The following is a 21,705-nucleotide window of genomic DNA, read 5'->3' as shown; positions in this document are numbered from 1 at the left end:
CCGCGATTACGGAGACCAGCCTCTACAGGGCGTAGAGGTGCATCAAGGCAGTTTTTCCGTGACGGGCGCACTCTTTTGGGGCTTCAACGCACCTATTTAGAGCATTTCTGAATGGCGCTTTAACTTTCGTCAACATCGTCTTAACATCGGGTTGGCAACGTTTTTTCGGAGCGCTCTTCGCCCGTCCGTTTGCCGGTGTGGCTGCGCAGTTTGATGCGTTCGCCAACGATGTCGCAGTCGATCCGCGCTCGCATCACTTCAGATGCCGACGCATTGCGCTGCTTTCCCCCGTTCGGACTTTCGGAGAGAAAGATGAGATTGAAGACCACCAAGTTGCGCGATGCCATCAGGGTATCGCTCACGGTTGGCGCTGCTGCGCTGGCCTTGTCGGGAACCGTCATGGCACAGGAGCAGCCGTCGTTGGATGCCAAAAGCCTGGATACGGTCAATGTCACCGGCACGCGTATCAAGAGCCAGACAATGACCGCCTCCAGTCCGGTGGCAGAAATCAACAAGGAAGAATTCCAATACTCCGGCTCGACCAAGGTCGAAGATCTGATCAATCAATATCCGCAACTCGCTGCCACCTTCGATAACTTCGCCAACAATGGGTCGGACGGCTATGCAACGGTCGATCTGCGCGGCCTCGGTGCGCAGCGCACCTTGACCCTGGTCAATGGCCGGCGCATTCCCAAGGGCATCGGCGAAAGCCCGGATATCAGCATCATTCCCGCATCATTGGTGCGCCGCGTGGATATCCTGACCGGTGGCGCCTCTGCGGTGTACGGGTCGGATGCCGTCGCCGGTGTGGTCAACTTCGTGCTGGACGACGAGTTCGAAGGCGTCAGTGTCGACATGGGCTACAACGCCTATCAGCACGACAATGGCAACAAGTTGATGCGTGGTCTGATGGATGATGCCGGTTACGATTATCCGACCGGAAATTCCGGCTTCGACGGCATCTCCCGCAATGTAGACCTTGCCATCGGCGGCAGCTTCGGCGAATCGGGTCACGCCACCGCATGGGCAACCTGGCGCGAAAACGATCCGTTGCTGCAGGGGCAGCGCGATTACTCTGCGTGCGCATTGAGCAACCGTGGTACCGCTTGCGGTGGCTCGGCCACCGCCGACCCGGCAAACTTCTACGTCGTCGCGCCGTCTGCGGGTGCGTTCTACGTGCAGCCTTCCGCAGGCGGCACCTGGTCGCAGGTTGCATCTCCGAATTTCTACAACTTTGCGCCGGTGAATTACTACCAGCGCCCGGATACGCGCTATACCGCCGGCAGCAGCTTCAAGTACGAAGTGAACGAGCACTTCAAGCCCTACCTCGAAACCTTGTTCGTCAACCGCAAGAGTTCGACGCAGATTGCGCCATCGGGTGCGTTCTTTACCGATCTCAATGTCAATTGCGGCACATCGGTGCTCGGCAGCCTGTGTAACGATGTCGGCATCACCGATGACGAATTCACTGTGTATGTCGCCAAGCGCAACGTCGAAGGCGGCCCGCGTATCACCAATTCGGACAGCAACAGTTTCAGCATCACCAGCGGTGCGCAGGGCGATATCAACGACAACTGGTCCTACGACGCGTCGTTCACCTACAACCGCAGCACCACCAAGTCCGAGAACATCAACGACTTCGTGACCACCCGCGTACGCGATGCACTGCTGGGCTGCCAGCCGGGCTCGTTCGACGGCTGCGTGCCGTACAGCGTGTGGAACGATAGCGTCACCGCAGCCGAGGCAGAAGCCCTGCAGGGCGTGGGTATCGTCAATTACGAAACCTCGATGCGCGTGTTCAACGCCTACGTGACCGGCAACTTTGGCTATAGCCTGCCGTGGGCCGGCGATAACCCGATCAGCGTCGTCGGTGGTGTGGAAACCCGCACCGAAACCTTCAAGCGGGTGGCCGACAGCAATATGCAGACCGGCAACTTCACCGGTCTGGGCGGTCCCACCTCCAACGTGTCCGGCGACATCAGCGTCAAGGAACTGTTTCTGGAAGGCGCGGTGCCGTTGTTGGCGAAGGCAGGCAGCCTGGACAACCTCGACATGCAGCTTGGCTATCGTTACTCGGACTACGACATCTCCGGTGGCGTCAGTACCTACAAGGTCGGTCTAGGTGCGACGTTTGTCGACGGTAAATACCACCTGCGTGCAGGCTGGAACCGTGCGATCCGCGCTCCGAACGTCACCGAGCTGTACAACGAAAATACAATCAATTTGTGGAGCGGTAGCGACCCCTGCGCTGGCGCCAATCCGACATTTACCCAGGCCCAGTGCGCCAACACGGGCGTGACGGCGGCGCAGTACGGCCGCGTTGCAGCAAACCCTGCGGGTCAGTACAACGAAATCGGTGGCGGTAATGCTTCACTGCAGCCGGAAACGGCCAACACCTGGACCGTCGGCTTTGCTGCCAGCCCGATCAAGGGGCTCGATCTGAGCGTGGATTACTACGACATCAAGATCGACGATGCGATCCGGTCGATCGGCTCATCCAACATCCTGACCGCCTGCGGTGTGACCGGCAATGCGGATATCTGCAGCCGCGTCCGCCGCAATGCCACGACAGGCGATCTGTTCCGCGGCAGCGATGCAGACATCTCCGGTCTGATCTTCAATTCCCAGGACAATTTCGGCTCATTGCACTTCCAGGGTATCGATCTGACTGCGTCGTATGCATGGAGTGTCGGCCCGGGCCGCCTGACCGCCTCGATGATGGGTAGCTATGCCCTCAAGCAGGAATACGAGCCGGTTCCGGGCGTGCAGGAAGTGACCTACGACTGCGCGGGCGTGGTCAACGTGGCGTGCAACAGTGCCGAGTGGCGGCATGTGCTGAGCACGCGCTACAACTTCGATCGCTACACCGTCAGTCTGCGCTGGCGCTATATCGGTGAGCTGGACTATCAGAACACCGACGGCACGCCGGGGACCACCGACGTGCGCTTGGTCAATCAGGACAACAAGGTCTCTGCCTACAACTACTTCGACCTTTCCGGTTCGATGCAGTTGGGCGATTACGTCACCTGGACGCTGGGCGTCAACAACATCGCCGACAAGGAACCGCCGTTGGTGGGTGGCAGCCTGACCTATAACGGCAACTCGCTCGGTGGTTACGACCAAGCCGGCCGCTACTTCTTCACCAGTGTGGGTCTGCGTTTCTGAGTCGCTTCGTGACTGTGTAAAAAAGAACGGCGAGCCTTAGCTCGCCGTTCTTTTTTGTTGCTTGCGACATGCGCCGCCGATGACGCGCTACTCCACGACCTCATGCCGTGTGATCGCCGCTAGCGGCTCGGCTGCGCGTTTGCTCAAAGTCGCAGCTGAAGTCAGCGTGTCACGCCACCGCTTCACGCAACAACGGCGACTCCCAACCTGGGCGCGGCGCAAAACGATCGCCGTAACGCGCATGCAGTGCCTGCAAGCGTTCCAGCAGCGCGTCGGCGCCGACGCTGCGGATGTGCTGGATCGGGCCACCGCGGAATGGGGCAAAGCCGGTGCCGAAGATGACGCCGGCATCTAGCAGATCCGCATCGGCCACTACGCCGTCGTGCAGGCAGGCGACCGCTTCGTTGAGCAGCGGCAGGATCAGGCGATCTTCCAGATCGGCCGGTACCGCGTAGCCGCTGGCGACCTCGGGTTTGACCGCGCGCCCGTTCTCCCATTTGTACAAGCCCTGGCCGTCCTTCTTGCCGCGCTTGCCCGGCTCCACGGTGGCCAGCGCCGCAGGAATCGGCAGGTGCAGGAACGGCGCGAGCTCCGCGCCCACGCCAGCGGCGACATCCAGCCCCACCGTATCGATCAGTTCGATCGGCCCCATCGGCATGCCGAACTTCACTGCGGTCTTGTCCAGCACCGTGCCCGGCACGCCTTCGGCATACGCGGTGGCCGCTTCGAGCAGATACGGAAACAGCACGCGATTGACCAGGAAGCCGGGTGTGCCCGCCACCGGCACCGGGAACTTGTCCAGCGCCTTGCAGAACGCCGCCAGGCGCGCGACGTTGGCTGGATCCAGGCCGTCGTGTTGCACGATTTCCACCAGCGGCATCATCGACACCGGATTGAAGTAGTGCAGGCCGGCGAATTGCGCCGGGCGCTGGATGTGTCCACGCAACTCGGTCAGCGGAATCGACGAGGTGTTGGTGGTCAGCAACGCATCGGGCTTGAGCTGCGGCTCGATGGATTGATACAGATCGCGCTTGGCCTGCGGATTTTCGATGATCGCTTCGATCACCAGGTCCGCCTGCGCTACGCCCGCACCGGCCAGATCGCCACGCAGACGCGCCGCCACCGCCGGCCGCTTGGCCTCGTCCTTGACGCGCTTGGCGAACAACTCGCCGCCGCGGCCCAGCGCAGTATCGATGAAGCGTTGCTCGCGATCCTGCAGCGTGACCTCGAAGCCCTTGTAGGCCGCCCAGGCCGCAATATCGCCGCCCATCACGCCGGCGCCGATCACATGCACATGGCGGATAGGGGCCAGCGCCGCAGCGCCAGCGTCCTTGCCGCCCAGCGCCTTCAAGCGCTCGGTGAGGAAGAAGATGCGGATCAGGTTGCGCGCCGTCGGCGTGCTGGCGAGTTTCACCACCGCCTTGCGCTCGGCGGCCAGGCGCACCTGGATGCCGCTGCCACCGGCGCGTTCCCACACGTTGATTAACGCATACGGCGCCGGGTAATGCTCCTTGCGCGCCTTGCGTCCGACCTGTTTGCGCATCTGTGGCGCCAGCAGCTTGCGCGCAAGCAAGGTGTTGGTGGCCCACGCAGTGGCGCGTTGTTTGAACGGCCGTTTGCTGCCGGTGAGCGCCAGTGCGGCGGCGACATCCACCAGCACCGCAGGCGCGGCGACCTTGTCGACCAGGCCCATCGCGCGCGCGGCCTTGGCCGACACGGTGCGGCCGGTCAGCATCAGATCCATCGCCGCTGGCGCACCGATCAGACGCGGCAAGCGGGCGCTGCCGCCCCAGCCGGGAAAGATGCCGAGCTTGGTCTCCGGCAGGCCGATGCGCGTGCTGCCATCGTCGGAAGCCACCCGATACCGGCACGCCAGCGCAATCTCGGTACCGCCGCCCATGCAGAAGCCGTGGATCGCCGCGACCGTGGGGCAGGGCAGTTCGGCCAGCTTCTGAAACACGCTCTGGCCGCGCTGGATCGCGTCGTTGACGGTGCCTTTGCGGTCGAACTCCTGGAATTCCTTGAGGTCGGCGCCGGCGATGAAGCCGTTGGCCTTGGCCGAGCGCAGCACCACGCCCTTGGGCGGCTCCAGTGCCAGTCGTTCGATCAGCGCGCCCAGTTCGAGCAGCACCTCCTGCGAAAACGCGTTGACCGGCGCACCTTGGCGATCAAGGCTGAGCACGACCACGCCGTCCTCGCGCAGGTCTGCCTGCCAATGGCTGAATCGGAGCCCGTCGAAACCTGGAAGCATGCGTCTGGCCGTCCGGAGATATAAGGAAAGATCGTTATCATCCAGAGGTTGTTTCCTTCACGTCAAATACCCATACCTGTCGACAAGGCGGCGTGCGCTTGGTGCGAGGCGTCGCCAGCGGCGCATCGGTGCCGCTACCCTGATGCGTGACGGTCGTACGGATCGGTATGAACTTTTCTTTTCAATGGCGGTCTCATTGCCCGACTTCGGTGGGCTGACAGGAGTGCGGCCCGACATGGCCGAAGTCGATACACCTCAGGAGCTGGACCTGGAACTGGTCCGGCGTGTGCAGCGCGGCGAGAGCGCAGCGTTCGATGTGCTGGTGCGCAAATACCAGCACCGCATCGTTGCGTTGATCGGGCGCTACATCGCCGATTGGAGCGAATGTCAAGACGTGGCCCAGGATACGTTTGTGCGCGCCTACCGCGCGATCAACAGTTTCCGCGGCGATTCGCAGTTCTATACATGGTTGCACCGCATTGCCGTGAACACTGCCAAGAACCATCTGGTTGCGCACAACCGCCGTCCGCCCACCGACGACATCGAGATCAGCGATGCCGAGCAGTTCGATGGGGCGACACGCTTGCGCGACACCGATACCCCGGAGCGCGAATTGATGCGACAGGAGCTGGAACAAACGGTGATGCGTGCGGTCCAAGCCCTGCCGGAAGAACTCCGGTCGGCCATCACCCTGCGCGAGGTGGATGGGCTGAGCTACGACGAAATCGCGCGAAAAATGGATTGCCCGATCGGAACGGTGCGCTCGCGCATCTTCCGGGCGCGCGAGGCCATCGACATCGAGCTGCGGCCTCTGCTGGAGACCGAAAGCGCTACCCGTGAGCGACACCGCGTATGAGCCATACCCCTGTGATGTCCACCACCGACAAGTTCGAGCTTCACTATCGCCAGCAGCTGTCTGCGCTGGTGGATGGCGAATTGAACGCGGACGAGTCGCGCTTCTTGTTGCGCCGTCTGGCGCACGACGACGAGCTGGCCGGTTGCCACGAACGTTGGCAGCTGTGCGGCGATGTGCTGCGCGGCGCAGCCAGTGCGCCGGCACCGCTGGACTTCGCAGCGCGTGTGCGCACGGCAATCGCCGATGAGCCCGCTCCACAGGCGCAATCCTCTACGCGCCCGGCGACGCGCTGGCGCTGGGGTGGTGGCGCGGCGATTGCGGCATCGGTCGCGGCGATCGCCTTGTTCATGGCGCGCGAGCGTTTGCCCGAGACGGCGCCGCCTGCCGCCCAGGTGCCGGTGTTCGCCTCGGCCGCGCAGATGCCCGCCGCAGTGCAGCCGCCGGCAGCGCCGAAAGCGCCGGCGACACCGGACCCGGCCACGCCCGACGAGGGTGTCGCGCTCGCTGCAGCGTTGCCTGCCGCTGCGCTGGCTTCCACCCGTCGCGGTGCGGCCACGCGCAATCAGCAGGCGGCCCGCAGTGTCGCTGCCCGCCAGCAGCAGGCGCCGACCCGCATGGTGGCCGCTGCCACGCCGGCACCGGTTGCTCCAGCTGTGCGCCCGGCCGCGCCGTCGAACCCGTTCACGCATTCCGAGATGACCTTGCAGGCGCGGCCCTGGCCACGCGCGGCCTTGTCCGGCGCTGGCGACAGTCCGCTCAATGCCAGCTTCAGTCAAGGCCGCCCGGGCCCGGCGTTCTATCCGTTCGAGCCTGCGCCGCAAGCGATTGCCAGCCCATCAGCGAGCCGGCCGCTGCCGGTGCAGCCGCCGCAAGACTGATCCCGCCGCCGACCTTCATCGGTTCGGCGTCCTCCCTTCCGTTATCGTGCCGGACCCCTGCAAAGGCAGGGGCTTTGGCCCCTGTCGCCCTGCCATCGGAGGCAACCTGATGAACCATCGCATCCGCACCCAGATGTTCGGCCTGATCGCCATGACCCTGCCGTTGGCCGCCTGCGCGCAGCAGTCCGCGCCCGCCGCCAAGGACGCCGCACCGATTGCCGCCAACCGCAGCGCCACGCCGGCGCCGCAGCTGGTGGCGGGCTTGCCGGACTTCACCAATTTGGTCGAACAGGTCGGCCCGGGCGTGGTCAATATCGAAACCACCATCACCCGCAAGGACGCCATGGCGCGCCAGCGGCGCGGCGGGCCGGGTGGGCAGGACGGCGGCGCGATGCCGGGCGATGAGCAGATGCCGGAGTTCTTCCGCCGCTTCTTCGGGCCGGATTTCCAGATGCCGGGCGGGCCGCGTCAGGGGCCGGGTGGCCCAGGGCAGGGCGATGACGATGGCGGCATTGCCGGCAAGTCGATGGGCTCGGGCTTCATCATTTCGGCCGATGGCTATGTGCTGACCAATCATCATGTGGTCGATGGCGCCAGCGAGGTCACCGTCAAGCTGACCGACCGGCGCGAGTTCAAGGCCAAGGTGGTCGGCAGCGACGAGCAGTTCGATGTGGCGCTGCTGAAGATCGAGGCCAAGGGCCTGCCGACCGTGCGCCTGGGCGATTCCAACACGCTCAAGCCGGGCCAGTGGGTGGTGGCGATCGGCTCGCCGTTCGGTCTGGATCACTCGGTCACCGCCGGTATCGTCAGTGCCACCGGTCGCAGCAATCCATATGCCGACCAGCGCTACGTGCCCTTCATCCAGACCGACGTGGCGATCAATCAGGGCAACTCCGGCGGCCCGCTGCTCAACACCCGTGGCGAAGTGGTCGGCATCAATTCGCAGATCTTCTCCGCCTCGGGCGGCTACATGGGGATTAGTTTTGCGATCCCGATCGACCTGGCGTTCAGCGCCGCCGAACAGATCAAGGCCACCGGGCATGTGAGTCGCGGCATGCTGGGCGTCGCGGTCGGCCCGATCGATTCGCTCAAGGCGCAGGGCCTTGGCCTGCCGGACACGCGCGGCGCGCTGGTCAACGACATTCCCGCCGGCAGCCCGGCAGCAAAGGCCGGGATCGAAGTGGGCGATGTGATCACCGCCGTCAACGGCAAGCCGATCGAGGTAGCCAGCGATCTGCCGCCGATGATCGGCCTGATGGCGCCGGGCACCAAGGTCACGCTGGATGTCCTGCGCGACGGCAAGCCGCGCAAGGTGACGGTCACGCTGGCGACGCTGGACAACCCGGCCGGCAACGCTGCACCGCGCACCGCTGCCGACGACAGCAAGCCCAGCGCACCGGCCAGTGTGGAATTGCTCGGGCTGCAGCTCGCCGATCTGACCGCCGCCGAGCGCAGTCGCCTCGGCCTTGAAGCGGGCGAGGGCGTGCGCATCGCCTCGGTCACCGGCGCTGCGGCACGCAGCACCCAGCCGCCGTTGTCGCCGGGCCTGATCATCGCGCGTGTCGGTCGCGCCAAGGTCGGCAGCGTCGCCGATATCAATCGCGCGCTGGCCAGTGTCAAGAAGGGCGACGTGGTCATGCTGCTGGTCACCGACGGCAAGGCCACCAGCTATGTCGCTTTGAAGGCTGGCGGCTGACGGAGGGAATGGAGAATCGGGAATCGGGATTGGCAAGAGCGGCTCCGCGAGGCGATAGCTCGCCTGGCTTTTCCGATTCCCCACTCCCGATTCCCGATTCTCGGCCCTGCGGGGCCGTAGCGTGCGATAATGCTGCGTTACCCTGACGACGGCACCGCCGGCGCCCACCTCAATGTCCTCTGATTCAATGCGGAACATCCGCAACTTCTCCATCATTGCCCACGTCGACCACGGGAAATCCACCCTGGCCGACCGGATCATCCAGCTGTGCGGCGGTCTTCAAGCGCGCGAGATGGAAGCCCAGGTGCTCGACTCCAACCCGATCGAGCGCGAGCGTGGCATCACGATCAAGGCGCAGTCGGTGTCTTTGCCGTACACGGCGAAGGACGGGCAGGTCTACCAGCTGAACTTCATCGACACCCCCGGGCATGTCGACTTCTCCTATGAAGTCAGCCGCTCGCTGGCCGCGTGCGAAGGCGCGTTGCTGGTGGTGGATGCGGCCCAGGGCGTGGAAGCGCAGTCGGTCGCCAACTGCTACACCGCCGTCGAGCAGGGCCTGGAAGTGGTGCCGGTGCTCAACAAGATCGACTTGCCGACCGCCGACATCGAGCGCGCCAAGGCCGAGATCGAAGCGGTGATCGGCATCGACGCCGAAGACGCGGTGGCGGTCAGTGCCAAGACCGGCTTCAACGTCGATCTGGTGCTGGAAGCGATCGTGCAGCGCATTCCGCCGCCCAAGCCGCGTGACACCGACAAGCTGCAGGCGCTGATCATCGATTCCTGGTTCGACAACTACCTGGGCGTGGTCTCGCTGGTGCGCGTGATGCAGGGCGAGATCAAGCCGGGCAGCAAGATCCTGGTGATGTCCACCGGCCGCACCCATCTGGTCGACAAGGTCGGCGTGTTCACCCCCAAGCGCAAGGAATTGCCCGCGTTGGGCGCCGGCGAAGTGGGCTGGATCAACGCCTCGATCAAAGACGTGCACGGCGCGCCGGTCGGCGACACGCTGACCCTGGCGGCCGACCCGGCACCGCATGCGCTGCCCGGTTTCCAGGAAATGCAGCCGCGCGTGTTCGCCGGCCTGTTCCCGGTCGATGCCGAGGATTATCCGGACCTACGCGAAGCGCTGGACAAGCTGCGTCTGAACGATGCGGCGCTGCGCTTTGAGCCGGAAAGTTCCGAGGCGATGGGCTTCGGCTTCCGCTGCGGCTTCCTGGGCATGCTGCACATGGAAATCGTGCAGGAGCGGCTGGAGCGCGAGTACAACCTCAATCTGATCTCGACCGCGCCGACCGTGGTCTATGAAGTGCTCAAGACCGACGGCAGCATTATTCCGATGGACAATCCGTCCAAGCTGCCGCCGTTGAACCATGTGGAAGAGATCCGCGAGCCGATCATTCGCGCCAATATCCTCACCCCGCCGGATTACGTCGGCAACATCATCACCTTGTGCGAAGAAAAGCGCGGCAGCCAGATCGGCATCAACTACCTGGGCAGCCAGGTGCAGATCAGCTACGAGTTGCCGATGGCCGAAGTGGTGCTGGATTTCTTCGACAAGCTCAAGTCGGTCTCGCGCGGTTACGCCTCGCTGGATTATCACTTCCTGCGTTTCGATGCCGGCCCGTTCGTGCGTGTGGACACGCTGATCAACGGCGACAAGGTCGACGCGCTGAGCATCATCGTGCACCGCAGCTACGCCGATCGGCGCGGCCGCGAACTGTGCGAAAAGATGAAGGAATTGATCCCGCGGCAGATGTTCGACGTGGCAATTCAGGCCGCCGTTGGCGCGCAGATCATCTCGCGCTCCACGGTCAAGGCGATGCGCAAGAACGTGTTGGCCAAGTGCTATGGTGGCGACGTTTCGCGCAAGAAAAAGCTGCTGGAAAAGCAGAAAGAAGGCAAGAAGCGCATGAAGCAGGTCGGCCGCGTGGAGATTCCGCAAGAGGCCTTCCTGGCTGTCTTGCAGATGGATAAGTAGCCGGGATTCGGGGTTCGTGATTCGGGATTGGCAACGACTCGCCAGCCCTGAGCTTTTGCGAATCCCCAATCTCCAATCCCGAATCCTGTTCCGAAGGAACCCGAATGAAATGGTTTGAAATCGCCCTGGTCGTGCTGACGCTGGGCACCGGCTTCATCTGGCTGCTGGACAAGTTGTTTCTGGCCAAGCGCCGCGCCGCACGTGCCGGGCTGCTGGACAGCGAGCCGGCGATCATCGACTACTCGCGCGCGTTCTTTCCGGTGTTGGCGGTGGTGCTGATCCTGCGCAGCTTCGTGGCCGAGCCGTACAAGATTCCGTCCAGTTCGATGATGCCCAATCTGCTGATCGGCGACTTCATCCTGGTCAATAAGTTCGCTTACGGTTTCCGTCTGCCGATCACCAATACCAAGTTCATTCCGACCGGCGAGCCCAAGCGTGGCGACGTGGTGGTGTTCAAGCCGCCGCATGCGCCCGATCAGAACTGGATCAAGCGCGTGGTCGGCCTGCCCGGCGACAAGATCGGTTTCCACGGCGATACGCTGTACATCAACGACAAGCCGATGCGCTACACGGTCAAGGGCGAGTACATCGGCAAGGGCAAGGGCGCCGAGATGACCGGTACCACGTTGCTGGTCGAGGATTTGCCGGGCCGCACGCACACCGTGCTGGAATGGGTCGATCGCAACATGCCGGCCGGGCAGGGTGACTGGACCGTGCCGGCAGCCAGCTATTTCGTGATGGGGGATAATCGCGACAATAGTGAAGACAGCCGGTTCTGGACCCAGACACACTTTCTGCCGGAGGCCAATCTGCGCGGCAAGGCGTTCCTGATCTGGCTCAATTGCGAAGGGTGGTTCTGCAAGGGGAGTTTCGATCCGTCGCGGATCGGGACGGGAATCCAGTAAATGCACGCACAGCGTGCCAGGGGAAGCACAATGAAGCGCAAGCAGAGCGGTATGACGTTGACGTCGTTCGTGGTGGTGCTGGCGGTGGTGGGGTTTGGCCTGTATCTGGGAATGAAGCTGTTTCCGATGTATCAGGAATATTATTCCGTGCGCACAGCGATGAAGGGGCTGGCCAAAGAGCCCGGTGCCGGCGAGATGGATCCGTCCAAGTTGCAGGATCTGTTCTTCCGTCGGCTGTACATCAATTACTCGGAAAACGTCAAAAAAGAAGACGTCAAGTTCGAGCGCATCGAAGGCGGCTGGCGCATGAAGGTCAACTACGAAGTGCGTCGCGAAATGATCGGCAATCTCGATGTGGTCGGCAAATTCGATACATCGCAGGACATGACTGGACGTGGTGGGCAATAGAACTTTCCAGCGTGGCGATCCGATCGGGCACGCGTTTGCCGATCCGGGTCTGCTCGCCCAGGCGCTGCGGCATCGCAGCGCCGGGACCCCGCATAACGAACGGCTGGAATTCCTCGGCGACGGCATCGTCAATCTGCTGATCGCGGAGGCGCTGTATCAGCGCTGGCCCAAGGCCGACGAAGGCGCATTGACCCGTGCGCGCGCCGAACTCGTCCGCGAAGGGGCGCTGGCAGTCATCGGCCGCACGCTGAATCTGGGCGAGCGGCTGACGCTTGGTCCGGGCGAGCTGAAATCCGGTGGCCACCGGCGCGATTCGATCCTGGCCGATGCGGTCGAAGCGATCGTTGCGGCGATCTATCTGGACTGTGGCTTCGAGCGTTGCCGCGAGGTGGTGCTGCCCTGGTTCGAGCCCTCGTTGGCTGCGCTGCCGGTGGGCAAGGCTGAAAAAGACCCCAAGACCCGGCTGCAGGAATGGCTGCAGGCGCGGCAACTCCCGCTGCCCAATTACGCGCTGATCAGTGAAAGCGGCGACGAACATGCCAAGCAGTTCCATGTCGCCTGCATTCTGGAACAGCCCGTCGCCCGCGCCGAAGGCCAGGGCACCTCGCGTCGCCTCGCCGAGCAACAGGCGGCCACTCTTGTCATCGCACAACTGGATTCAAACACGTGAGCGAAACCTCTTCCCCCCACCGTAGCGGCAGCGTCGCCGTGATCGGCCGCCCCAATGTCGGCAAGTCCACCCTGACCAATGCGCTGGTCGGTGCGAAAGTCAGCATCGTGTCCAACCGGCCGCAGACCACGCGGCATCGCTTGTTGGGCATCGCGACCTTCCCCGAGGGGCAGCTGGCGCTGGTGGATACGCCTGGATTGCATCGCGAGCAGAAGCGCGCCATGAACCGGGTGATGAATCGCGCCGCGCGCGGCTCGCTTGAAGGCGTGGATGCCGCAGTGCTGGTGATCGAGGCCGGCCGTTGGGACGAAGAAGACACCTTGGCCTTCAAGGTCCTGAGCGACTCTAAAGTGCCGGTGGTGCTGGTGGTCAACAAGGTCGACCGGCTCAAGGACAAGACCGCGCTGTTCCCGTTCCTGGCCCAGGTCAGCGAAGGCCGCACATTCGCTGCAGTGCATCCGGTGTCGGCGCTCAAGCGCAAGGGCCTGGAAGCGCTGGTCGGCGATCTGCTCAAGCTGGTGCCCGAGGCCGAGGCGATGTTCGGCGAAGACGAGATCACCGATCGCAGCCAGCGCTTTCTGGCAGGTGAACTGGTGCGCGAGCAGTTGATGCGCCAGCTCGGCGAAGAACTGCCGTATGCCACCACCGTGGAGATCGAGCGCTTTGCCGAAGACGGCGCATTGCTGCGGATCGGTGCGGTGATCTGGGTCGAGCGCGAAGGCCAGAAGGCGATCGTGATCGGCAAGGGCGGCACCCGCCTGAAGGAAATCGGCGGCAAGGCGCGCCTGCAGATGGAACGGCTGTTCGGTGCGAAAGTGTTCCTGGAAACCTGGGTGCGCGTCCGAGAAGGCTGGTCGGACGACGAAGCGGCATTGAAGGCGTTCGGGTACGAGTAAGGCCGGGACCCGGTCCCGCCTGCCGCCATGTTGATCGACAACGAACGCGGTTTCGTCCTGCATGTGCGTCCCTGGCGCGAGACCAGTCTGCTGGTGGAAGTGCTCACCGAGCAGCAGGGGCGGGTGGGGTTGCTGGCGCGTGGTGTGCACGCGCCGCGCAAGCAGGCCTTGCGCGCTGCATTGCAGCCATTGCAGCTGATCCAGTTCACGGCGATGCAGCGTGGCGAACTTGCCCAGTTACGCCAGGCCGAAGCCTTGGACACTGCGCCGCGCCTGGCCGGCGAAACCATGCTGGCCGGTTTCTATATCAGCGAGTTGCTGCTGCGGCTGGCTCCACGCAACGACCCGGTGCCCGAGCTGTTCGATTGCTATGCGCGGGCGCGGGCGCATCTGGCCTCCAACCTGCCGTTGGCCTGGGGGCTGCGCCAGTTCGAGCGCGATGTACTCGATGGGCTCGGGTTTGCCTTCGATCTGCAACACGACAACGATGGCCAACCGATCGACCCGGCGGCACGTTACCGCCTCGATCCGCAGGAAGGCGCGTTACGCGTCTTGAGCGAGCGGTTGGCGCAGGACCGGCGTGAGACCGTGACCGGCGCTGCGCTATTGGCGCTGGGCGAAGACGTCATGCCGGCGGCCGACGACATGCCGGGATTGCGTCGCAGCATGCGCGGCGTGCTGCTGCATCACCTGGGCGGACGCGGCCTGAAATCTTGGGAAATGCTTGAGGATCTGGCGCGGCGGCGTTGAGAAGCGCAAGGCGGGTCAGCCAAACCTGGCGTGTACTAGCAAGATGCGCGTTGGGGACCATGCGCACTCCGCCGTGCATGCGTAGTGCTCAATTTCGCCTGTTTCGATCGCTGACACTGCGCCGAGTCTAGAGACATCGGTGCAGTCGTCCTTCAGTGCAGCAGCGCCTCCACCGCCGCATGAAACTGCGTCTGCGCCGTGCTGGATTGCGGGTCGCCGCGCAGCAGGCGGACCGCGCCGGCAAGTCGCGCTGCACCGACAAAGCCGCAGCTGGCCTGCAGCCGGTGTAGATGATTGCGCAGTGCCGGCTCGTCGCTGATCTGCAGGGCCGAATCCACCGCGTCGCGTGTGCCCGGCAGCTCGGCCAGGAACAATTCGCGTAGTGCGTTCAGATGGTGCTGCTGGCCGTTGAGCGCGCTGAGCGCGGCCGCTTCGTCCCAATCGCTGGCGGCGATGTCGACCACGCCGACCGGCGCCACGCTGTAACGGCCGCGCGCCAGTCCGCGACGCACCGCCTGCAGCAGACGTTCTGAGCTCAGCGGCTTGACCAGCATTTCCAGAAATCCATCGGACTGCAGGCTGCGTTGCATGGTCATGGTGCCGTCGGCGGTGTGGGCAAGTGCGGGGACGTCGGGATGCAACAGGCGCAGTGCGCGCAGCAGTTCGCTACCGGTGCCATCGGGAAGATTGACGTCGATCAGCCAAAGGTCGTGACGACGTTCGCGGGCGCGGTCAAGCGCCGAAGACAGCGAATCGGCGCAATCCACCCGGGCGGGGAGGTCTTCCAGGACGGCCTGGAGAAACCCGCGGCTGATCGGGTCGTCTTCCACCAGCAAGAGTCGTGGGTGGGGTTCCTGACGTGTCGCCATATTCATGCTGCCTCCTTGTCAGCGATGCCGCGTCGTGACCGCCGCGCGCAGCCGGAGTTTGCCTGTGTTTGCGGCGCACGACAATTGTCCCATCGCTGCAAGCGGCCTCCATCGATCGCATCTGCGACAATACGCACCCTTTTTGCCCGCAGCTCGTCGCCACGTGGCCAGAACCAGAAACCGTTTCGACCGTACCCCGTTCCAGACCGCCATCATCGACCTCAGTCACGACGGCCGCGGTGTTGCGCGCCGCGAGGGCGGAGGCGGCAAGGTCACCTTCATCAGCGGCGCCCTGCCCGGTGAGGTGGTGCATGCCGAACCCACCGCGCGCAGCCGGCATTTCGATGAGGCCAAGACGGTGGAGGTGCTGGAGGCATCGCCGCAACGGGTGAGCCCGCGCTGCCCGCACTTCGGCGTCTGTGCCGGCTGCGTGCTGCAACATCTGGACGAGTCGCAGCAGATCGTGGCCAAACAGCGCGTGCTGATGGATAACCTGGAGCGCATCGGCCACGTCACCCCGCAGGCGATCCTGCCGGCGTTGGTGGGCGACAACTGGGGCTACCGCCGCAAGGGTCGCTTCTCGGTGCGGCGGGTGGAAAAAAAGGACAAGACGCTGGTCGGTTTCCGCGAGCTCGACCCGCGCTTCGTGGCCGATCTGTCGGTCTGCTATACGGTGATCCCGCAGATCGGCGAGAAGATTCCGCAGCTGGCCGCGCTGGTCGAAGGCCTGGACGGCAAGCGCGACATCCCGCAGATCGAATTCATTGCCGGCGACGAGGCGGTGGTGCTGACCATCCGCCACATGCAGCCGCTCAGCGAGCGCGATCTGCAGGCGCTGACGGAATTTGCGCAGGCGCACGCGTTTGCCATCTTTCTGCAGCCGGGCGGCGTGGAGAGCGTGCATCCGTTGTGGCCGCAAGAAGTGCCGCTGTCGTTCCGCCTGCCGCAGTGGGACGTGGAGCTGGCGTTCCGCCCGCTGGACTTCATCCAGGTCAACGCCTCGCTCAATCAGAAAATGATTGCGCATGCACTGGCGTTACTCGACGCCAGGCCCGAGGACCGCGTGCTGGATCTGTTCTGTGGTCTGGGCAATTTCACCCTGCCGCTGGCACGCGGCGTGCGCGAAGTGGTCGGCGTGGAAGGCGATGCCGGGCTGGTGGCGCGTGCGCGCGAGAATGCGCAGCGCAATGGACTGGAGAATGCGCAGTTCTATGCGGCCGACCTGACCCAGGATCAGCGCCATACCGCGTGGATGCGGCAGGGCTTCGACAAGCTACTGCTGGATCCGCCACGGCCGGGTGCGTTGGAAGTGTTGCAGCAGCTGCCGTTGAAAAAGTTCGAGCGCATCGTCTATGTGAGCTGCCATCCGGGATCGCTGGCGCGCGACGCCGGCTATCTGGTCAACGAGCAGGGCTTTACGCTCAAGGCCGCCGGCGCGATGGACATGTTTCCGCATACTGCGCATGTGGAAAGCATCGCGGTGTTTGAGCGGCGCTAGGCCTTTTCTTCCGGGCGTCGGTTACCCGTCGCCCGCCTCGCGACTGCGCAGTAGTTTGTCAGCCGCTCTTAGTCTTTCTTTTCGACGGCGTTCTGCCACTGCCCGTCAACCAGCGCGAAGGCCATCGGCCGCGTGCCGCGTTTGCCTTCGGCTTCAACGATGACGTCGCACTCGACCACTGGCGCCTCCCTGCCCAGTTCGCAGTGCTCGACACTGGAGACTTGCGCCGTACGCGCGGCGTCTTGAATGCGCGTGCGCATCGCCGCGTCGTTCTCCTGCGCAAGCAACAGGCTGATGGCCTCGCGCAGGAGCACCTGCACGCGATCCTGCGGCGGTACCGGCGCGGCGACTTCCATGTCCTTCTCGCTGTGCTGCAACGCCCACGCGTTCCCTTTCGGGACAAACCGCAGCGTCATGTGTCTTTCGCTGAGCCCGGCCTGGCCGGTGACGATGCAATCGAGCGTCTCCGGTTTGGCGTCGACAGCCGGCAGGCAGCCGGTCAACGCGGTCAAGCGCGGATGAAAAATGGCGGACATGAGCTGGTCGCCCTGCTTTTGCGTGTTGGCTGCCATGTCATCGGCGATGGCCGCGTCCAGTGCCTGTTGCGCCTGGGCCAGCGAAACCGTGGCTGCGGCAGCGCCGGCTGTGGCAGTTGCGCACACCAATGCGGCAGTGAGCGCCGCAATGTGCAGGGTGGAATATCGGCGGCCTGTCATGGCGTTCTGTCCTTGAATGAGAGGGGGCGGAGTGTAGAGGTGGCGAGGCTGCGTCGGCCAGGCATTTTTCTGCAGGTCCCGCCATACTTGTGGACATGGGCATTGAAATCGAACGCAAGTTTCTCGTGACCGGCGACGGTTGGCGCACTGCTGCGTATGCGGTGATCCCGATGGCGCAGGGGTATATCAACGACCAGGCGGCGATGCGCAGTGGTGCGCAGAACGCGTCGGTGCGTGTGCGCATCCAGGGCGACAGTGCGTTTCTCAATTTGAAATCGCGTGAGGTGGGGCATACGCGGCAGGAGTTCGACTATCCGATTCCGGTGGCCGATGCGCGTGCGCTGCTGGCGCTATGTGTCGGCGGTTTAATCGACAAGCGCCGGCATCTGGTCCAGTACCAGGGCCACGTGTGGGAAGTGGATGAATTTCTCGGCGACAACGCCGCGCTGGTGGTGGCCGAGATCGAACTCGGGAGTGCCGACGAGGCATTTGCCAAGCCCGAGTGGATCGGCACGGAAGTCACCGACGATGTGCGCTATTACAACCTGGCGCTGGCCTCGCATCCGTTCAAGAACTGGAGCGGGGATTTGTGATTCGGGATTTGGGATTCGTAAAAGCTGGAGGTGAGCTGGTCGCCAGGCCACCGCTTGGCGACTTCTCAATCTCCAATCCGGTCTATGCTCTGCCAATCCCGAATCCCCACTGACGAATCCCCGCCCATGCGCATCGATATCTGGTCTGACGTTGTCTGTCCCTGGTGCTGGATCGGCAAGCGCCGTTTCGAGCAAGCGGTGGCCTCGCTTGGTGCGCAGGCACCTGCGCTGGACATCCATTACCACGCGTTTCAGCTGGATCCCGACGCCGGTCTGGAACCGACACCGTTGCGTGATGCGCTGGCGCAAAAGTTCGGCGGTGCTGCGCGCGTGGATCAGATGCTGGCGCAGACGCAGGCCACTGCACGCGCCGAAGGCCTGCCGTTCGATTTCGGACGCGGCCAGGTGCAGGTCAGCACGCTACGCGCACATCGGCTGATCTGGCTGGCGAGCCATGAGGGCGATGTCGAGGCAGTGATCGAAGCGCTGTTTCATGCGCATTTTGCCGAAGGCCACAACCTGGGCGCGACCGAAACGCTGGTGCATGCCGGTGCCGCTGGTGGTCTCGACGAAGCACGCGTGCGCGCACTGTTGGACTCCGATGAAGGCATCGTTGCGGTGGAGGCGCAATTGGCGCAGGCCACTGCGCTGGGAATCCGCGCGGTGCCCAGTTTCGTGATCGATGGACGCAGCCTGATCCAGGGCGCGCAGCCGCCTGAGAGCTTTGCGCAAGCGCTGTTGCAGCTGGCGGCCGAATCGGCGCCGATCGGTGGTCCCGATGCCTGCGGGCCGGACGGCTGTGCGGTGTGAACTGCCGGCGGCATCGTGCACCTCCCAACAGCTGAGCAGATGACACAGCCCGCCCGCCCGAAGACGGTTGCGGTGATCGGTGCCGGTTTGGCAGGGCTTGCCTGCGCGCAACGGCTGCAGACAGCAGGATGTGCGGTAACGCTGTTCGAGCAGGGCGATCTTCCCGGCGGCCGCATGCTTAGTTGCGCAGGCGATGGCTGGCAATGCGACCACGGCGCGCAGTATTTCACCGCACGCGATCGGGCGTTTGCAGCCGTGGTGGACGCGTGGATTGCGGCCGGCGTCGCGGCGGCCTGGCCTGCACGCGTCGCGAGTTGGGATGGCATCGAATTTCGTCCCTCGCAGAGCGTTTTGGCGCGCTTTGTCGGTGTGCCGGACATGGCCGCACCGGCGCGTGCGCTTGCGGCGGACCTGGATGTTCGATTGGGCACCGCTGTGCGATCTCTGCAGCGCGACGGCGACACATGGCGGCTGGCAGTGTCGGGAGACGAGACAAAACACGCCTTCGACACGGTAGTGCTGGCGGTGCCGGCGCCGGTTGCAGCTGAATTACTGCAGCACATTGCGCCCACGCTCGCGACGGTTGCCGCTGGCGCAAACATGCAGCCGACCTGGGCGGTGGTGCTGCATTTCGACACGCCTCTCGACCCTGGTTACGACGCCTTGTTCGTCAACGCCGGCCCATTGCGCTGGGTGGCGCGCAACACCAGCAAGCCTGGACGAACGGGCAGCGAAACCTGGCTGCTGCATGCAAATGCCGATTGGAGCCAGGCGCATTTCGACGCGACACCCGAGGCGGTGATTGCCACTGTATTGCCAACGTTGGCCGCACTTGGGTTGCCATTGCCGCAGTCCTGCGCTGCGTCTCGCTGGACTGTGGCCAGCACGGAGCCGCCCCTGCAGATCGGCTGCGCCTGGGATGCGCAATCGGGCATCGGCCTGTGTGGCGACTGGTTGGCCGGCGGCAAGGTGGAAGGCGCCTGGCAAAGCGGCGTGGCGCTGGCGGAGCGTGTGTGCGCCAGCGATGCCGTGTGCAGCGATCGCGATTAGCGCTGTGGCACGCGCAGCCGACCTCAACCCGCAGGTGCCCGCACACACGCTGCGCCTGATTCTGGGCGATCAGCTCAATCCGCAGCACAGCTGGTTCGATGCGACCGATGCGGGCGTGGTCTACGTGCTGATGGAGGTGCGCGAAGAAACCGACTACGTGCTGCATCACGCGCAGAAGATTCTGGCGATCTTCGCGGCGATGCGCGCGTTCGCTGCGCGCTTGCGGCAGGCCGGTCATCGGGTGCGTTACGTGGCCATCGACAACCCCAGCAATCGGCAGTCGATTCCAGCCAATCTTGACGCGCTGATGGCGCATTACCACGCCGCCCATTTCGACTATCAGGCGCCGGACGAATGGCGGCTGGATGAAGCGCTGCGAGACTGGTGCGCGCGCCAGCCCTTCGCCACATGCATGGTCGACAGCGAGCATTTTCTGACCGAACGCGATGACGTCGCCGCCTGTTTTCGCGCTGGCAGCCAATGGCGCATGGAGGTGTTCTATCGAAAGATGCGCCGTCGTCATCGGATCCTGCTCGATGCATCCGGCGAGCCGGAAGGCGGTCGCTGGAATTTCGACCACGACAACCGCGCGCCGTGGCCGGGCGACCCACCGGCACCGCAGGAGTGGCGCACAGCGCACGATCACCGCGCGCTGTGGAGCTGCATCGAAGCGGCCGGCGTGCGCAGCTTCGGCGCACCGAACGCCGATGCCTTGCCATGGCCGCTGGATCGTGACGAAGCGTTGCAGCACCTGGAGGCGTTCATTACGCACGCATTGCCGCACTTCGGCCGCTACGAAGATGCGATGAGCACGCGCAGCCCGCGCTTGTTCCATTCGCTGTTGTCGTTCGCGCTCAACGTCAAGCTGCTGCATCCACGCGAGGTGATCGCGCGCGCGGAGGCGGCCTTGCATGACGGACATGCGCCGCTGGCATCGGTGGAAGGTTTCATCCGGCAGATTCTGGGCTGGCGCGAATACGTGCGCGGGGTGTATTGGTCGCAGATGCCGGGCTATGCACAGTCCAATCAGCTGGCGCAGCATGCGCCGCTACCGCACTGGTTCTGGGACGGGCAGATCGGCATGCGCTGCCTGGCCGATGCCATTGGCAATTCGCTGGCCAATGCGCATGCGCACCATATCCAGCGGCTGATGGTGATCGGCAATTTCGCGCTGCTGGCAGGGCTGGAGCCGCAGGCGCTGCATCGCTGGTACCTGGGCGTCTACATCGACGCCTTCGAGTGGGTGGAGTTGCCCAATACGATCGGCATGAGCCAGTTTGCCGATGGCGGCCTGCTCGGCAGCAAGCCGTACATCAGCGGCGCGGCCTATATCGACCGCATGAGCGATTACTGCGGCGGCTGCAAGTACCAGCGCAAGGCGCGGGTCGGCGCGCAGGCCTGCCCGTACAACGCGTTGTACTGGGATTTCCTGGCGCGGCAGCGCACGCTGCTGCACGCCAACGAGCGGCTGACGATGCCGTACCGGCAGCTCGACGACATGACGCCGCAGGTGCTGGCCCAGGTCCAGGCGCAGGCAGCGCATTGGCGGGCGAATCTTGAGGTGCTCTGAGGGGAGGGCGGATCGCAGCACGCAGACTGCGTGGACCGGGCCGACGGGCAGAAACACGGCACCTGCCTGAATACGCGATCTGACGCTGCAACGCGCATCTGCGACAATGCCGCGCTGCGCCAACGTGGCGCGTGGCCCGGGAGTCC

The 21,705-nt window shown here is 64.2% G+C and carries 19 protein-coding genes; 15 read left to right on the top strand and 4 right to left on the bottom strand.

Translation table 11 applies throughout. The annotated features are described in order from the left end of the window. Positions 1–140: 140 nt before the first annotated feature. Positions 141–401 (bottom strand): hypothetical protein, encoded by a 261-nt coding sequence (locus tag FFY45_RS12335; protein ID WP_176340527.1) that lies wholly within the window; start codon positions 399–401, stop codon positions 141–143. Here FFY45_RS12335 and FFY45_RS12330 point away from each other — a divergent pair. Further along, positions 313–3,165, top strand: a complete 2,853-nt coding sequence (locus tag FFY45_RS12330; RefSeq protein WP_176340646.1) for a TonB-dependent receptor — start codon at positions 313–315, stop codon at positions 3,163–3,165. The two genes, FFY45_RS12335 and FFY45_RS12330, sit on opposite strands and share 89 nt — an antisense overlap. Before the next feature lie 169 nt (positions 3,166–3,334). Here FFY45_RS12330 and FFY45_RS12325 read toward each other — a convergent pair whose 3' ends face one another. After that, positions 3,335–5,416, bottom strand: coding sequence for a 3-hydroxyacyl-CoA dehydrogenase NAD-binding domain-containing protein (locus FFY45_RS12325; RefSeq protein ID WP_176340645.1), 2,082 nt, complete (start codon positions 5,414–5,416; stop codon positions 3,335–3,337). Between the two features lie 235 nt (positions 5,417–5,651). On the opposite strand from FFY45_RS12325, the gene rpoE reads away from it, so the two are divergent. The 9 genes from rpoE (at position 5,652) to recO (ending at position 14,453) form a co-directional block, all read left to right on the top strand. After that, positions 5,652–6,272: an RNA polymerase sigma factor RpoE gene (gene rpoE, locus FFY45_RS12320; protein WP_043908138.1), complete on the top strand. Its 621-nt coding sequence runs from the start codon at positions 5,652–5,654 to the stop codon at positions 6,270–6,272. Continuing rightward, a complete protein-coding gene (locus tag FFY45_RS12315; RefSeq protein WP_176340644.1) occupies positions 6,269–7,150 on the top strand; it encodes a sigma-E factor negative regulatory protein in 882 nt (293 codons plus the stop codon). Before rpoE ends, FFY45_RS12315 begins: the two co-directional genes overlap by 4 nt. Positions 7,151–7,259: 109 nt before the next feature. Beyond that, the gene (locus FFY45_RS12310) at positions 7,260–8,846 is read left to right on the top strand and encodes a DegQ family serine endoprotease (RefSeq protein ID WP_176340643.1); all 1,587 of its coding nucleotides are present in this window, start codon (positions 7,260–7,262) and stop codon (positions 8,844–8,846) included. 187 nt (positions 8,847–9,033) lie between these two features. Further along, positions 9,034–10,824: a translation elongation factor 4 gene (gene lepA / locus FFY45_RS12305; protein WP_176340702.1), complete on the top strand. Its 1,791-nt coding sequence runs from the start codon at positions 9,034–9,036 to the stop codon at positions 10,822–10,824. 104 nt (positions 10,825–10,928) lie between these two features. Beyond that, entirely contained in the window at positions 10,929–11,729 is an 801-nt protein-coding gene (gene lepB, locus FFY45_RS12300) for a signal peptidase I (RefSeq protein ID WP_016903795.1), read from the top strand. After that, positions 11,730–12,137 carry a DUF4845 domain-containing protein gene (locus FFY45_RS12295; RefSeq protein WP_176340642.1) on the top strand — a complete coding sequence of 136 codons (408 nt, stop codon included), beginning with the start codon at positions 11,730–11,732 and terminating at the stop codon, positions 12,135–12,137. Next, positions 12,127–12,807 carry a ribonuclease III gene (rnc, locus tag FFY45_RS12290; RefSeq protein WP_023903249.1) on the top strand — a complete coding sequence of 227 codons (681 nt, stop codon included), beginning with the start codon at positions 12,127–12,129 and terminating at the stop codon, positions 12,805–12,807. Before FFY45_RS12295 ends, rnc begins: the two co-directional genes overlap by 11 nt. Beyond that, on the top strand, positions 12,804–13,703 hold the full coding sequence (era, locus tag FFY45_RS12285; RefSeq protein WP_023903250.1) for a GTPase Era: 900 nt from the start codon (positions 12,804–12,806) through the stop codon (positions 13,701–13,703). Before rnc ends, era begins: the two co-directional genes overlap by 4 nt. Before the next feature lie 27 nt (positions 13,704–13,730). Continuing rightward, entirely contained in the window at positions 13,731–14,453 is a 723-nt protein-coding gene (gene recO, locus FFY45_RS12280) for a DNA repair protein RecO (RefSeq protein ID WP_006449887.1), read from the top strand. Positions 14,454–14,605: 152 nt separating this feature from the next. Here the strand turns inward: recO and FFY45_RS12275 are convergent, their stop codons facing one another. Then, complete coding sequence (locus FFY45_RS12275) at positions 14,606–15,328, bottom strand: response regulator (RefSeq protein ID WP_176340641.1); 723 nt, start codon at positions 15,326–15,328, stop codon at positions 14,606–14,608. Between the two features lie 157 nt (positions 15,329–15,485). Here FFY45_RS12275 and rlmD point away from each other — a divergent pair, with 157 nt between their 5' ends. Beyond that, positions 15,486–16,820 (top strand): 23S rRNA (uracil(1939)-C(5))-methyltransferase RlmD, encoded by a 1,335-nt coding sequence (gene rlmD, locus FFY45_RS12270; protein ID WP_176340640.1) that lies wholly within the window; start codon positions 15,486–15,488, stop codon positions 16,818–16,820. A gap of 68 nt (positions 16,821–16,888) precedes the next feature. Here rlmD and FFY45_RS12265 read toward each other — a convergent pair whose 3' ends face one another. Next, entirely contained in the window at positions 16,889–17,392 is a 504-nt protein-coding gene (locus tag FFY45_RS12265) for a hypothetical protein (RefSeq protein ID WP_255171947.1), read from the bottom strand. A 239-nt stretch (positions 17,393–17,631) separates the two neighbouring features. Between FFY45_RS12265 and FFY45_RS12260 the strand changes: the two genes are divergently transcribed. The 4 genes from FFY45_RS12260 to FFY45_RS12245 all read left to right on the top strand — a co-directional run bounded on the left by FFY45_RS12260 (position 17,632) and on the right by FFY45_RS12245 (position 21,559). Next, on the top strand, positions 17,632–18,129 hold the full coding sequence (locus FFY45_RS12260) for a CYTH domain-containing protein (protein WP_176340638.1): 498 nt from the start codon (positions 17,632–17,634) through the stop codon (positions 18,127–18,129). 126 nt (positions 18,130–18,255) lie between these two features. Further along, on the top strand, positions 18,256–18,939 hold the full coding sequence (locus FFY45_RS12255; protein ID WP_176340637.1) for a DsbA family oxidoreductase: 684 nt from the start codon (positions 18,256–18,258) through the stop codon (positions 18,937–18,939). Positions 18,940–18,954: 15 nt separating this feature from the next. Next, on the top strand, positions 18,955–19,989 hold the full coding sequence (locus tag FFY45_RS12250; protein WP_439333531.1) for an NAD(P)/FAD-dependent oxidoreductase: 1,035 nt from the start codon (positions 18,955–18,957) through the stop codon (positions 19,987–19,989). Between the two features lie 4 nt (positions 19,990–19,993). Then, positions 19,994–21,559 (top strand): cryptochrome/photolyase family protein, encoded by a 1,566-nt coding sequence (locus FFY45_RS12245; RefSeq protein WP_343204099.1) that lies wholly within the window; start codon positions 19,994–19,996, stop codon positions 21,557–21,559. Positions 21,560–21,705: the final 146 nt, after the last annotated feature.

It is taken from the genome of Xanthomonas hortorum (assembly GCF_011305375.1).
GTDB classification, from domain to species: Bacteria; Pseudomonadota; Gammaproteobacteria; order Xanthomonadales; family Xanthomonadaceae; genus Xanthomonas; species Xanthomonas hortorum_E.
This window is presented reverse-complemented; position numbering and strand designations above follow the sequence as displayed.

Excerpts from the sequence above, each read along its gene's own strand:
- FFY45_RS12330 (WP_176340646.1), top strand. The coding sequence starts at position 313 with ATGAGATTGAAGACCACCAAGTTGCGCGATGCCATCAGGGTATCGCTC.
- FFY45_RS12335 (WP_176340527.1), bottom strand. The coding sequence starts at position 401 with ATGACGGTTCCCGACAAGGCCAGCGCAGCAGCGCCAACCGTGAGCGAT.
- FFY45_RS12325 (WP_176340645.1), bottom strand. The coding sequence starts at position 5,416 with ATGCTTCCAGGTTTCGACGGGCTCCGATTCAGCCATTGGCAGGCAGAC.
- rpoE (WP_043908138.1), top strand. The coding sequence starts at position 5,652 with ATGGCCGAAGTCGATACACCTCAGGAGCTGGACCTGGAACTGGTCCGG.
- FFY45_RS12315 (WP_176340644.1), top strand. The coding sequence starts at position 6,269 with ATGAGCCATACCCCTGTGATGTCCACCACCGACAAGTTCGAGCTTCAC.
- FFY45_RS12310 (WP_176340643.1), top strand. The coding sequence starts at position 7,260 with ATGAACCATCGCATCCGCACCCAGATGTTCGGCCTGATCGCCATGACC.
- lepA (WP_176340702.1), top strand. The coding sequence starts at position 9,034 with ATGCGGAACATCCGCAACTTCTCCATCATTGCCCACGTCGACCACGGG.
- lepB (WP_016903795.1), top strand. The coding sequence starts at position 10,929 with ATGAAATGGTTTGAAATCGCCCTGGTCGTGCTGACGCTGGGCACCGGC.
- FFY45_RS12295 (WP_176340642.1), top strand. The coding sequence starts at position 11,730 with ATGCACGCACAGCGTGCCAGGGGAAGCACAATGAAGCGCAAGCAGAGC.
- recO (WP_006449887.1), top strand. The coding sequence starts at position 13,731 with ATGTTGATCGACAACGAACGCGGTTTCGTCCTGCATGTGCGTCCCTGG.
- FFY45_RS12275 (WP_176340641.1), bottom strand. The coding sequence starts at position 15,328 with ATGAATATGGCGACACGTCAGGAACCCCACCCACGACTCTTGCTGGTG.
- FFY45_RS12265 (WP_255171947.1), bottom strand. The coding sequence starts at position 17,392 with ATGGCAGCCAACACGCAAAAGCAGGGCGACCAGCTCATGTCCGCCATT.
- FFY45_RS12260 (WP_176340638.1), top strand. The coding sequence starts at position 17,632 with ATGGGCATTGAAATCGAACGCAAGTTTCTCGTGACCGGCGACGGTTGG.
- FFY45_RS12255 (WP_176340637.1), top strand. The coding sequence starts at position 18,256 with ATGCGCATCGATATCTGGTCTGACGTTGTCTGTCCCTGGTGCTGGATC.